The sequence below is a fragment of the Dictyobacter formicarum genome (assembly GCF_016587435.1).
The window spans coordinates 36,229-50,424 of record NZ_BNJJ01000022.1 but is presented as its reverse complement, the minus strand read 5'-3'; the positions used below and the strand labels follow the sequence as shown (position 1 = coordinate 50,424).

Sequence of the window (14,196 nt, the reverse complement as noted above, 5' to 3'; positions counted from 1 at the left end):
CCAGATGTGAAGCGGTTTGCTCAAGTAAATTGGTACCAGTGCTCACATTGGAGGGCAAGTGCTTACGTGGGAGGGCCAAACCTGCTCACCTGGTCGGGCATTTACCACCAGGCCCAGCAAGATGTGGCACGCTACTATACCAAAAATGACGAAGCCCGCATTGAGTATATTGCCACGGGCAATGTCACACCGGCGGCCGAGAGTAATCCTGGCTACCAGGACCTAAATACTCTGATCTCGTTTTTAGAGGCTGGCCGTAATGCCGAGTCACTCCTGGTCAATGTCAGTGTAGAGCAGGCACCGGCCGCATGACGCTTGATCAGATCCTGACCGTTCTCAAGGCCGTGGCCCTCACCTACATTGCTGGCCTGGCCCTCTTTATGCTGGTCCTCTTGAGTCTTGATTGCTACCGGGTCGCGATGACCAGGCGCACCCGGCAGCTGACGCCCATCTCCACAACAGGCATCTTGTCATCCCGGCTGCAACGTGATATTCTTGAAGCATTAGACAATGCGGAGAGAAAGGAACGTTAACGCTGTCAGGAACCCTGTCCACTAAACAGGACGGGCTTGTAGAGATGGGGTGGTTTCTGCCTGTCTTCTTCACAAGCTTACCTGACCAGCTCACCCGGACAACCGGGTAAATGTTACTGAAGAAACTAGGTACCAAGGAGCGCGTGGTTGCCAGCTCCTTGCTCTACGGTGCAACGTTAAACAGGTCTACAAGGGTTAAGCCAGTGCGTTGTACGTTAAACCTTCGGATAACTGAGCGAGGCCCACATTACCTGGGAAACCAGTGGGGTTTGAGCGTTCCCATACAAAAACGCTCGCCTTCGGGCTGTTTTCTTTCCTCCGATAGACTGAAAGTATATGGAAGGAAAGAAAGAGGTTTCTCATGACTGCCAGCCAATTTTCTCACAGCAATGAGACCCCATCACCGGTGGACCCCAAAGCCATCGCGCAGCAGCGCCACCCCTACCCGGTCAACGGCGATTACGAGGCGTTGGAATGGGATGCCGCCTATAAAGTGTCGATGTTCGGGGACCTGTGGGACCCGGACATTATCGAGATGCGCCAACGAGTGATCTATGCCAGGGGGGGAGATACCATGCTGGTTACACCATCTTATGAGCCGCCTGATCTGTATGAGTACACTGACGCCGATCGTCGTGCCGCCGACAAACAATTGTTCGAAGAATATGAACGGGACCGGAACTGGGTGAAAGACCACTACTACCACTAGCGTATCCCGGTACATCCAACCAACAGGAAGTGTGAGTTATCTCCACTTCCTGTTTTTTATGCCTGGTGATATGATCCCCATCCCTCCTCCTCCACTCCACCCACCCAGGACCTCCAGACCTGCTTCGCTCCTTTATCTTTGTCTCGTCTCGTCTCTCTCTTCCTCCTTTTTCTCTTGCTGGAAATTGCGAAGAGAGTGGACGAGCCGGTATGGTACCCATAAAAACACATCAGTCCGAAGAAGGAACATGCTTATGCCTGGTGACTTCTACGATTATTACGACGAGGATGAAACCAATCCCCAGAGTGAAGTGACCATTGATGATGACAATCAGATGATGGATAGCCAACAGCAGCAAAATAGCGCATCTCCAGCGTCGTCGCCGCAACAACAACAGTCCCAACGACCAACGATCGATAATGGCCCTCGAGTATTAACGGACCGGATTACTACGCTAAGCGCTTAGCGTGGTAATCCGGTCCGTTAATACTCGAGGGCCATTACCATCTAGCTCTACGCATCAATACCTATCTTTCCCTCGTGTGCTACCGCCAGATCAGCTGGCCCCGGCACCAGTCGTGTCGCGTACTCTATACCTGTTTCCATTGCCCGCCGCATCTCGTCGTAGATCTCCAGGATGACGCGCTTGGTGCGATATTCTCCGTATTGCTTCTCGTCTCGTTCTTTCACAAGGCGAAAGGTATCCATAATGTAGTTTATATCTTCACGAGCAATGCCATACAGGTGAAAATAAGCAGCATCAAGCTCGCAGCGGAGCAAGAACCTCCGCTCCTTATCCCATTTGAATGGAGGGCAATTATAGCCAAAGTCGACTGCAAAGGGTTGCACATCCCAGGCTGTGTAGACAAGTTCAATGACCCGTGACTCTATCCATGAGCTATAATGATGAGACCTATCCCATGCGCATAGTTCTCTTAATTGGACCGGGGAGATGACTGGTAATTGACGCTTGATAAAGAAATTAAATGATGATCCACCAAGCTTCTGCCTAGCACAGAAGTCAAAAACGAAGCTATTCATGCAGGCAAGGAAAGCTGGCGTCAATAAGTTCGCATCTCCTTGAAGAAGAATGAGTGGAATCTTGTGATTGGTACCTACTCTAGGCAAGACAGAATATATTGTAGTTCTTGTCGCTCCTGCAATTGTAATTTCGCGATAGCCAAGAAGCCACTGATGAGAGGTGTAGTTGTTTAGTCGTGTATCTACCTCCTGCTTCGGCACATAATAACAAGGTGCCACAGTATAATTGGGGTCGGCTAATCTATCATCCTCGACGGGGGGCAACATATGGCTTCTTTCACCTGCCTTGAGATGCTCATAAGAGGCGTAGCGATGGTTGTATTGATGCAGCATCTTAGCTTCATACAAGGCAACTGATCCCTCAAAGGGCTCTGTTTGGAACAGGTGGCTATCATTTGCCATATCAAACATTCTCAAAAATGAAATGCCCCAACTATTAGTCGTTCCTTCCCTATCGAGAATTGGTATGCGCCGATAGATTTCTTTAGTGATCTCTGCACTTCTTTTCCAGAAGAAGACCGGGCAGGTTCCCGTGTTCGGGTTCAAAAGATTAATTTCACTGACATCTAGCGAAAAATGCCTTTCCGACTCTTTTGCCTGCTCGATGTTATAACAGTTAAAAACAAAGTCTGGGTGTTCCGATGGTGCAGCGAAACCAGCCAACACCAAAAGGCAAAACTTAAAATTATGAAGAACTGCGGGAAATAATTGTTCTTCGTTAATAAATCCAGTCAACGAAACTAAACTTCTAGTCCGAGAAATATCCTGAAAAAAATATTTCGTCGTATCATCCGTCGCAATTCCCGAAGGCACAATACAGCCGGCTCTGCCACTCGGTCCAATTAGCCGGTACATATTTTCGGCGAAAATTGTGTAGGTGTTGACATCACCTCTTCCACAAAGCGGATAATGCCCACTGTCGCGTACGATATGGCTTTCTCCTGTAGCCTTTCTTTGATCTTCCATAAATGCAGTATAGAGCTCAGGATCTTCTGTTTGAAGATTCTTAATCATTTTTTTTCGTTGGGCTGCATTCGACGCGTTGGCAATATCTGGTCGACGTGCGGCGAACCACTCTTTCTCTTGAATTTTGATGCGTTCCCACGGCGGATTTCCCAGCACAACGTCGAAGCCACCGGACCATCCTGTTTGCATGTTCTCTGGAGCTTCCCCCTGCGTTGGGACGCGGAAAACGTCGGGGAAAGCGAGATGCCAGTGGAAGAACTGGTATTGCTGCGCCAGACGTTTGATCTCGTCTTTGACCCAGCCCGCGAGTCGGTAGGGACTCTTTTCCAGGTTGCGGAAGCTTTCTTCGGTGATCAGAGGGACGAAGTCCTTGGTCTTCTTCCAGGCAAATGCTGCACACCATGCATCAGCCCATAGTTTGCCGAACTCATAGGCACTCGAACGTATGAGTTGATCATAATGCTGCTGCTTACGATGCACCTCATCGACGGTATCTTCGCTCATCTCTTCCAGTTGCATCATGCCTGCCACGAGGTCGCCCAGACGGTCCCAGGGCTGCAAGTCTGCATCCCAGAGGCTACGCTGACCGGCTCGCATCTGCCGGTTCATTTTCTTGTATTCGCTGCAAATCTTTTTGTCGTCCCCCTCAATGGGTTCAAACGCACTGTCGGGAATGCCGCCGTTGAGCAGGGCAGGCGTAGCTCCGAGCAGGCTATTGCCACACTGGATATGTGCGTCCAGGAAGGAAAGCGGCTTGCCGGGCTCAATGGATTCCATCCACAGACTGACTTTACACAGTTCGACCGACATGGGGTTGATATCCACGCCATAAATACAATGGCCGATGACATCACGCAGGGCGCTGCGGCGCTGTTCGGGTGCGGGTTCCTCTTCGCCAGTCCGCACAGCGGCAAGGCGCTTGGCGATGCGATGGGCTGCTGCGACCAGGAAGTGTCCACTTCCACAGGCGGGATCGCAGACTTTGAGGTTGAGAATGGCCTTCTCGGGATCACGTTGTGCCAGAGCCTCACTGAGCACGGGCTCCAGGGCGCTATCGAGCAGGCTGTTAATCAGACTGGTAGGAGTGTAGTAGCTGCCCGTTGTTTTGCGGTCGTTACCACTGGCGGTGGCCAGTTTGAACTGAGCGTTTTCGATGCGCAGGACCGGATGCAGTTCGAGGAGCGATTCGTAGACGCTCCCCAGTTCTTCCGAGCCGAGATTTTTGTAATCCACCACGCGTCGTGTATTGTTGCTGGTTGTGTAGGCCAGTGAGCGGATCGCCGCCAGCAGGGCATGGTTGGCGATTTCGCAGCCCTCAAGATCCTCGATGGCTGAGGACGAGAAGAGGAAGCCGTTCAAGGCCGGTAGACCCAGTTCGGGACATCCCCCTTTTGTGCCCAGTTTCTCCATCACTAGGCGGAGACCCTGGAAGAGGTCCGCGTGGCGGGTGCCGATGTGCTGCTCGGCCATGTAGCGCAGGTGGGTGGTCGAGTAGAAGCGGGTATAGATTTCTTGAGCCGCCTGCGCTGACTGTGGATCAAAGAGGATAGCGCGATCCTCAGCCACGAAAAGCACGATCAGGCGATAGACGAGCCGCAAGATCTGGCGATAGTAGTCCTGTGCCTCAAGCTTGCCGCTACGCAGCTTTTCGCGCAGGATACCATTATCGCTATGGGCCAGAAAACCACTGCCCAGGTCCTCAATCGCCTGTTTAACACTACTGCGCAATTGTTCTAGGGCGCGTGTGCCCTGTTCCTGCGCCATGCGCGACCATTTCTCTAACCAGCACTCTTCGGGGCGTTCGGCCTCGACGCGTGATTCGTGGCAGAGCAACCACAGCAGCACAAAGTCTGCATACACCTCGCCATCCATCATTGCCTGCAGATCAAATTCAATATATGCCTGGCGTGTGATGCTCACGTTATCGCGCAAGATGCGCAGCTTGAGGCCGTTCGAGACGATACCCCACAGGTGGTCATCGGAACGATTCAACAGTTCTTGTAGCAGACTATGTGGGCTGCTGCGTACTGTTCCGGCGGCGCTCCGGGTCATATGATCGAGATCAATCTTATAACTTACCAGGTGAATCGGGGTATGTTGCCAGCTATGGGAGATCGCATAGCTCTTGCCATTGACCTCCATGGGTTTTGTCGCCAGCAAACGACCATAGCCTAACTCATTGAAGAGGTGGTGAAGCCAGCGCTCCCTGGTGATGGTGGTGCCGCTATCGGTCGCGGGGAGCCTGCTTTGCGCCGTTTTGAAGGTGAGCCAGCTACTCACCACCTTGTTCCACGAACGGTTAATCGCCTCGTTGAGCTTCTCGGCAGAAAGGTGATAAGCGTCCGGAGAGAGACCCTCCAATGGTGGATCATTCTGGGCAACCCGTTGGAGCATGTCCATGGGCAGGTTCGCACCTTCGGTGTGGACGGTGGAAAAGAGTGTGTGCTGACGTCGTTGATATGCTGCCATCCCTGGTCTTCCTATCTATAACCTTATGCTTTTGGTAGATACATATACATGCCCAAGACATCGATTGGCTGTGGCTCGACCGGCTGCACGGTATAGCGCACTCCGCGTACGCGTGCTGCCTGGCGTACGCGTTGATGGGCGCGTAGCAATTCCTGGCTCTGCTCTTGCGCGACCTGGTGTAAGTGTGGCTGCAACTGGTCGATATTGCCGAGCAATTGTTGCAGGAAGTGTTTGGCCTGTTCGGGATACACATTCGCCTCTGATGGGGCCTCAAGCAATTGATCAATGTATGCCTGGTCATCGATCCATTCCGCATTTGTTGGTGAACCGGTAAAGGCTAGCACCCGGCAGTCTTCAGCCAACTGCGTAGAGGTTTCCGGTCCTTGCTCACGCACGATATGGAAACGCATGCGGATCAGTAGGAGCGTTGTGCGCTTCGCGACCCGGCTGGTGCGAATGACGCCGCAGCGCCGTGCGATGCTTTCAACCCGTGCGTCCAGCGCGGTATCCATGACATAGGTCGCCAGCCCTTCAACAATCGGATGTGTGCGGCTGAGATACACCTCATCCTCGCGTATCGGGAGCTCGAAGCGCCCGGTGAACGGGGTATCTTCGTGCCGTTTGAGAACATCCTTTAACGCTCGTGGTACCCCTTTGAGATTGATCTGGACCGTCTCTTTTTTGACCGGCGAGATGGTTGCGCCATACGCTATCAGTGCATCGTGGGTAAAGGTCTCGACATCCATTTTTGAGCCAATGGCGGAGCGGGCCGCCTCCAGTTCCGCCGCGACCTCATCCACCTTGATCGTCTCTTGCGCGAACATGGTGCGCGAACGTTTCTCGCGCTCAGTCGCGGAATCCCATTGCACAAAGAGATTCTGGCGTGGATCTTCCAGTCCCGGCAGCGTCATCTGGGTGCTCTCGATACTCCCGCCATGACCACGCAGAATCAAACCTTCAAAGATGGCCTCAATGACCTGGTCACTATTGGCTGGTACGGGCACCGAGATACCAAGCGAGCTCCGAATCGTGCGGTGCTTGTGAATCAGGACATCGAGCACGATGCCGTCGATAGAATTATCGCGCCCATAATACGTCACGACTCGGATCTGTTTCGATGGTTGGCCATAGCGGTCAACGCGACCTTCACGCTGCTCATGGCGTGTTGGATTCCAGGAGAGGTCGTAGTGAATAACAGCATTGAAATGCTCTTGCAGATTAATGCCTTCACTCAGACAGTCGGTACAGACCAGCACATGGTGCTGCGCCGAGGCCAGTTGGAGAATACGCTGCTCGCGCTCGACCGGCGGTTGTAGCCCTGTGACCACCTCGACCGAAACAGACTTGGGCAGGTGGGTGCGCAGTTCTTGCCCGACGTATTCAGCCGTGGGAATGAAGCGACAGAATAGGATTGGCTGAAATCCCTCCTTGATGAGGGAGCCAACCAGTTTGATGGCCTGCTGTAGCTTCTCATCTTTCGCACCCTTCAGAACCTCTGCCTCGTGGGCCATCTCACGCAGACGACGCCGGTTCTTTGTCTCCTCTGCTGCGTCGGTTTCAAAGTCGCTGCCTGGTACCAGGTCGACCGCTTCCACCGTCTCAGTGTCGACGAGGTCGAGCACCGTATGGCGGCCAATGGTATTCGCCTCTTCCACCGTCTCGGTATTGGCTGCGGCGGCGCGACTGCGCAGGGTTGCTGCTGCGGCAGCGGGACTGGATGAGAGCGAGCGTAGCAGCGCCAGGGCCGACCACCAGCGTACTCGCTGGCGATGCCGGTTGCTATCTTCGGGATCAATGATGGTCTCGCGCGCATAGCGTACGACTTTCTCGATCAGGCGTTTATATTCCGGGGTCAGTTTGTAGCTCTGCTCGCTTTCTAAGCGGTCCGGGAATGGCGTATCGGTATGGAGATAGCTTTGAATATCACCACGCCGCCGTTGGACAAAATGTGCGGCCAGCCGACGGCGCTCCTGCTCGTGCTCACGGCCCGTCAAATCCTGGGGCAGAGAGGCAAAGTCGTTATTCAGCAAGGTCAGGAGCGAGCGGAAGGCACCTTCATTGCCACTATGCGGGGTTGCCGTGACCAGCGCCAGGTGCCGGTTTTTATCCGCCGCGATACTGGAAACCAGGTGATAGCGTTGATGACGCCCACCACGTCCCTCTCCGACGTCGGTGCAGGTATGCGCCTCATCGACGATGACGAATTCAGGGCAGGTGCGCAAAAATTCGTCGCGGCGACTGTCCGCCTTGATAAAATCAGTGGAGATGATTACAAAGGGATAGCGCTCAAAGATCGATTGTCCTACACGACAGGTGCGCTCAAGCCGGGGTGCGGTGCCTGCCAGGACGAGCTCCGCCTCGATATGAAATTTTTCGCGCAGTTCGGACTGCCACTGCTCCGCGAGGTGGGGAGGACAGAGGACGGCTAGGCGCCTGATCTCACCGCGATCCAGCAGTTCACGCGCAATCAAGCAGGCCTCGACCGTTTTGCCGATACCAACGTCGTCCGCGATGAGCAGGCGCACCGGGTCGAGTTTGAGTGCCATGAGCAGTGGCACTAGCTGGTATGGGCGCGGCTCAACGGCAATACGGGCGAACGAACGGAAGGGTCCGGCACTGGAGCGAAAGCCGAGGCGTACCGCATCACGCAGGAGCCGACAGGAGCGATAGTCACCCAACTGTTCAGGATCAGGTGGTGGGAACGAGGCAGACGTCACATGTGATTGCTCGATGGGCAGATAGATGCCCGTGACCTCGTCATCACTCCCGCCCAGTGGACGCAGCACCAGCAGCTGTCCATCTGATTCTGGCTGTACCACCCATTCCCTTCCCCTTGCCTTTACCAGGGTCCCAATAGGATATTTCACGCGTGCCTCCCGAATATATGTGGATACTGAGCAAGAGTTTCCGCCCAGTTGTCGTTGTGCCCGAAGCGGATCACGAAATAGCCCAGATCTTCCAGGCATTCAGTCACAGCGGTATCGCGTGCCTGGCGCTCCGGGTAGTCGTGATAGGGGCCGTCGATATAAATCGCGGCCTGCTGCTCTTCATAGAGGAAGTCCGGTCGTGTGCTGCACGCTTCAATCAACGGTTGTGCCCTGGAAGGCAGGCGGTAGCCATGCGTTTCAAGGTACTGCAGCCATTGATTTTCAAGCTCAGAATCGGACAGTTTTTCCAGGTGTTGGAGCTGTTCCTTGCGCGGCTTCGTGGTTGGTCCGGCCTCAACGTGCGACTGTGCCAGGTGCAGGAGATAATCGCGGATCGCCTTCCGATCCAGCCATTGATGGTCGCGCTGGTTGTAGTAGGTGAGTAAGCAGTCATAGCACGCGGCCTCACACATCTCCTGCGCGCCCGGCGCGTGCTGCAGGTCTTCCCCGGTCTCTGGATCAAAGTGGCAGAGATGCAGGGCCTCTTTGGCGATCTCGCGGAGTGCATTGCGATCGTCCAGCAGGCGTTTGAGCACGCCCGCGCCACCTTCGGCAGCTTCATAGAACAGGATCTGGCGGCGTTGGCCCTTGTCTGGCAACGGTTCCGCAGCCAGTTCATTATCCTCTAACTGGTAGCGCACCTGGATGGCGCTTTTCAGAATGGCCTGAAGCGAGGCCATCACGACCATGCTCTGCTGCGTGTCTGACTCAAACAGGAGGCAATTGCGCTGATCTTGTACGAAGGGAATGACGCGCGACGTACGAGCTGAGAGGGGATCCTCCACGTCATCGGCTATCTGCTCATTGCGTGCCCAGTAGCCACGCTCCATATCCAGCAAGAAGCCATATTGAGATTTGTCCTTGCGCCGCATCCAGCCCAGATTGATACGGTAGAGCGTCGCGGTATGCCCATAGGTCAGTTTCGCGAGTGGCTGTTCTGCGTGATCGTCCACCACCATACCCAGGCGATACGAGGGGCCATCCTCGGAGTCGGCGAAGCGCAGCGCCGTTTGTATCTCGTAGCCCAGGCGCATCCGTTCCTCTTCATCCGAGTTAATCTTATCTCGGCGCAGTGTTGCCACGTTTTGCAGGCGGAACAGCTGACGGAGAGGCAACGGGAGCTGCGCTCCACAATGCTCGCAGATATCCGGTCCTATACCATCGTGGAGCGGGTGGTAATAGCCACAGACCTCACATTGCTTCGCGCCGCTCATGGTCAGATCTTCACTTTGATCAACGGAAAGAATGACCCGGTTGATCAGATAGCGCGAGCCCTCATGATAGACGATGGCACGTGGCCCAAACTCCGAGATCGCCAGGAAACGCGGGCGGGTGAGATACTCGTCGCGCGCCTGCTGCTTGACACGTCTGCCTGGAATATACGCCGACAGAGGGAGGCGCGGGAAATTGTAACCCGGCAGGAAACCCTCGCTGGCGAAGTAGCGATAGCTGTAAAAGTCTGACTGTTCCAGGCTGGTCACATCGGTCAAGAGACTGAGTTGTGCTTCGGCCTCTGACCGTAAGCGTCTGGCCTGCTCTTTATCGGCCAGGCTTCGTGATGCATCCCGCGTAATCAAGCTCTGCGTTTTCGCCTGCGATTGTGCGGCCCGGTACAGCTCGCGCCAGCGCCCACAGGTCGCGTCGAAGTTGGAGACGGCCTGGTCCAACACTTTCTCCAGCCAGACTTCTATCCCTACCATCTGGTTGTACCAGTTCGCCGTTTGCAGTTCGCCTGCCAGCTCCTCAAGGACATGGAGTGCTCGTATTCTGGTGCGCTTCTTCGCGGTGGTGTCTTGGATGCTGTCGCGTACCGAACCGAGGAGTTCAAGCGTTGGTTCGTCGCCGGAAACCTCCAGGATATCTTTGAGTGAGCGTCCCAGGCTCAGTCCTGTTTCCGCTAGCCAGATAGCGTGGATGTGGGCCTTCACCAGATCTTCATTGGTCAGATCGAGGCGCGGTGGTGTCACGGCTCCCGCCACCATATGCTCTGGGCGCTTAAAGAAATACTGGTCATGAGGACTGCCGCTTGAGCAGTAGGTGAAGACCAGGGCTGGCTGCCCACTGCGCCCGGCGCGGCCACTGCGCTGTGCGTAGTTTGCAGGGGTTGGCGGCACATTGCGCATATTGACCAGGTTGAGTTCCGCAATATCGACGCCGAGCTCCATCGTTGGTGAGCAATAGAGGATGTGTATTTTATCGTGGCGGAAATCTTCCTCGCGTTCGACGCGCAGATCATAGGGCACCTGCGCTGTATGCTCGTACGCTTTCAGATCATGGAGGTTACTGGCAGTGGCGCGGTAGAACTCCACAAAGAAAGGATTGGTCCCATGTCCTTTGCTCGATTGCCGAGGAATACGGATTGGATCATGGAATGCCTGTGTGCCATCGCCGGCGACCCAGGTCATCGCCGAAGCTACCAGCTGATAGCCGGGCACCTCATCTTTTCCCCGTGGCTCCATCACGCGCTCGACAAGGCCTGCCTGTCGGAGCCCTTCCAGCAAATCCTGAATGATTGTATCGGTATCGTCCAGGCGTAATGTATTGCCATACTCCGTAAAGGTTGTTTTGCGCCGGAGATATTGTCCAAAGCCACCACGAGCTGATAGGTAGACGTTGCCACCATAATCGTTGGGTTTACTGCTTCTGGGAAATAGGATCGCCGCATGGACTTTGGTTTCATTTTCATCCAATGCCCAGGGCGCAGTCAGGCGTTGATTACTCTGCTGCTGGAGCCGCTCCTGAACATCTGCGTCCAGGTAATCGACCTTGATGGTCAGTTCACGTCGCATATAGTCGAGGAGCACCTTGCCAACTTTTTCCCTTGTGGCGGGCGTCGCGCCCGTGAGTGCAGGATGGCATTGGGTCCAGACCGTCTCTTCGCGGCAGACCTCGTCGAGCGAGAGGTAATTGATCTTGAGCAGGCCGCACTGTTCTAGATTGGGCGATGTAATACGCCAGCCGCGCTTGAGATCACGGTACAGACGATAGCCAAGCACATTCCGAAACGCCTTATTGGTTTCTTGCAACGCCAGGAACTTGACAGCGGGATCACTGGCATACTGATCGAGTGGCAGCGCCAGGGCAGTGAAGACGTGCTGGGTAAGCTCATCATGCTGTAACCCTTCTGCGCCTGCTTGTAGTGCTGCTTTATAGAGAGCAGACCGCAGCACACCGACCTCAATAAAATCATTGAAATGACCGGCCTGGAGCGAGGCATCCTGTCGATTGTCGGTGAAGCTCAACATTTTGGGAGGCATAAACTGCTTGGGCGCTTCCCGCAAGCGCCGGATGGCTGAGAGACTCAAGACCGTTGTGGCGGTACTACGCCCCTCTGAGCTCAAGGAGGCCAGTTTCGCGAAGTCATTATTCTGGCGCGAGCCATAAGAGACGCCACAATGTAGGCAGAAGCGGAACGGGGCCTGGACAAAGTGGCAGGCTACATACTCATCCTCTTCTACTAGGGGCAGACCGCTGTTCTCGTACGCTTTGCCATCTGCACGCACCCTGACAGCCAGTGGCAAACTCTTCCTCCGGCTGCTGCGCACACGATTTCTGCCCTTCAATTCCTCAGTCCAATCGTCTGGGATTCGCTCAATCAGAGCTTCCTCATCATCAGGCCATGGAGTATCCTGACTATAGTAGACAAAACCGGCGGTGCCTTCATCATCTACTTGATCATTGAGTATGCGCGGAATAAACTTCCCATCCATCAGCCGTACACAGTAGTACTCCTGCCCGCATTCTCGACAAAAGACCAGTGGCAGCAGAACACGTTCCCGATCTCCCGGGACATACTGCTGACGTTGCAACGTCAAGTAGCGATCCTGATCAAGCGAAGCATAGAGGGTATCGCCTTTACTGATGAACTGATGGAGGCGGAACGCAAAGGGTGGGCGTCCCGTCTCAGGATCTGGCTCACATGCATATCCCGCCAGTAACCCTTGTTGAATGGCCTCAATACAGCGCTGCAGCGAGGCACCAGTAAGATGACTCAGCTCAAGGGCGGCTCCTCTTTCTCCGGTGATACTTCTCGGAGTGGTCCGGACGACACGCCCATCACGTTCAGTGACGCCAAAGGTGCTTTCAATCCAGGCCGATAATGGATCTTGCACAAAGCTGTGATGCTCATGGGGTGGCTGATACTCGCGATTGAGCACACGTTCGGTCAATTGGAGGCGAAACTGCTCATGATCTTTGACCCGGCTCGTTGCGGGCTGTAACGTTTCACCAATAATATGTGCGGGAGACACTGGTGTGCCAAAGATCTGGGTGGCCATTCTGGCAACGTCTGCTTGTTGCTCCGCATAGGTGCCGGCTCCCGCCAGGGTCGCCGAAGTGCCAACGCATTGCAGCACACCGGATGCCAGTCGATCGCGCACGCGGCGTACCAGCAGGGCAACATCCGCTCCCTGCCGACCACGATAGGTATGTAATTCGTCCAACACTAGGAATTGCAGCGTTTTCGTGGCGAGCAACTTTCGCTCGACCGATCTCGTGAGAATCAGTTCCAGCATGACATAGTTTGTCAACAAAATATCTGGTGGATTCTCGATAATGTGCTGCCGCTCCTCATCAGATTCCTGCCCGGTGTAGCGTGCAAAGGTGACCGGTTCGCGCGTATCGCCATATCCCAGCTTCAGGAACTTTTCCAGTTCTTTCTGCTGACTGTTTGCGAGTGCGTTCATCGGGTACACCACAATAGCCTGGACGCCCCGGCCACTCCCGCGGCGTAGCACATGATTGACAATTGGGATGATGTATCCCAGGCTCTTCCCTGATCCTGTGCCAGTTGTCAGCACATAGCTGGCATTACTGTGCGCCACCGTAATAGCTTCAGACTGGTGGCGATGCAAACGGAATGGATACCCCTTCCCATTACTTGCTGCTTTATCTTTACGGAAGATGCGTGCGCATTCCTGGTGGAGGATGCCCTGGGTTACCAGTTCATCAATCGATGCCCCACTCGTGAAGAGCGGATTGAGTTGAATCAACGGCTCTGGCCAGAGCACCCCTTCCTGTAGCTTTCTCTGGACAAAGTCGCGTATATCTGAATCGCGAATTTGAATGAAACTTTTGATATACGAGGAGTAGTCATCGATAAGTTGGTTACGAAAATTGAAAATAGTATTCATACGGGTCTCCATAGCCCTGAGGGCACAAGCATCCTACTCGTCAATGAGATGAAGGTCGGGTATACATATACACATGAGCTATATTACATATTTTTTAGTAGGCATATATATTTACAAATGTAGTGATTATTGTAGGGCTGAAACAGCTTTCTTGTCAATAGAAGTGTACGGCTATTAGAGAAACTTTTTAGTATACTTGTATCTTTATAAGAACTGGGAGCTATTAAAGAATTTATCTCTTCTATATAGAGCGAAAAAATATGTAAAAAGTGCAATTACGAGCGTGCAACGTGTGGTTTTATGATGGTGTTTGGACGCTTTCTAGGGTGAGTGTGTCTGTAAATCCCACGCGATGCGCAACGAGCTTGCTGAAGAGCTAATCGTTGAGGGAGAGGCGAAAGTAGTGCAGAAGCGGACGG

At 54.1% G+C, this 14,196-nt stretch carries 7 protein-coding genes; 4 read left to right on the top strand and 3 right to left on the bottom strand.

The features are described 5' to 3' along the window. The first annotated feature begins 66 nt into the window (after positions 1 to 66). The 4 genes from JMI88_RS30260 (at position 67) to JMI88_RS30245 (ending at position 1,708) form a co-directional block, all read left to right on the top strand. A complete protein-coding gene (locus JMI88_RS30260; RefSeq protein WP_201365789.1) occupies positions 67 to 312 on the top strand; it encodes a hypothetical protein in 246 nt (81 codons plus the stop codon). Continuing rightward, positions 309 to 533 (top strand): hypothetical protein, encoded by a 225-nt coding sequence (locus JMI88_RS30255; protein ID WP_201365788.1) that lies wholly within the window; start codon positions 309 to 311, stop codon positions 531 to 533. Before JMI88_RS30260 ends, JMI88_RS30255 begins: the two co-directional genes overlap by 4 nt. A 361-nt stretch (positions 534 to 894) precedes the next feature. After that, the gene (locus JMI88_RS30250) at positions 895 to 1,242 is read left to right on the top strand and encodes a hypothetical protein (protein WP_201365787.1); all 348 of its coding nucleotides are present in this window, start codon (positions 895 to 897) and stop codon (positions 1,240 to 1,242) included. Between the two features lie 253 nt (positions 1,243 to 1,495). Further along, a complete protein-coding gene (locus JMI88_RS30245) occupies positions 1,496 to 1,708 on the top strand; it encodes a hypothetical protein (RefSeq protein ID WP_201365786.1) in 213 nt (70 codons plus the stop codon). A gap of 47 nt (positions 1,709 to 1,755) precedes the next feature. On the opposite strand, the gene JMI88_RS30240 is transcribed toward JMI88_RS30245, so the two are convergent. From JMI88_RS30240 to JMI88_RS30230, 3 genes are read right to left on the bottom strand one after another with little or no spacing between them, the layout of a single operon-like run. After that, a complete protein-coding gene (locus JMI88_RS30240) occupies positions 1,756 to 5,718 on the bottom strand; it encodes an Eco57I restriction-modification methylase domain-containing protein (RefSeq protein WP_201365785.1) in 3,963 nt (1,320 codons plus the stop codon). 23 nt (positions 5,719 to 5,741) lie between these two features. Then, positions 5,742 to 8,585, bottom strand: a complete 2,844-nt coding sequence (locus JMI88_RS30235; protein WP_236023126.1) for a DUF8741 domain-containing protein — start codon at positions 8,583 to 8,585, stop codon at positions 5,742 to 5,744. Next, positions 8,582 to 13,777, bottom strand: coding sequence for a DEAD/DEAH box helicase (locus JMI88_RS30230; RefSeq protein ID WP_201365783.1), 5,196 nt, complete (start codon positions 13,775 to 13,777; stop codon positions 8,582 to 8,584). The genes JMI88_RS30235 and JMI88_RS30230 overlap by 4 nt, the downstream gene beginning before the upstream one ends. Positions 13,778 to 14,196 lie beyond the last annotated feature (419 nt).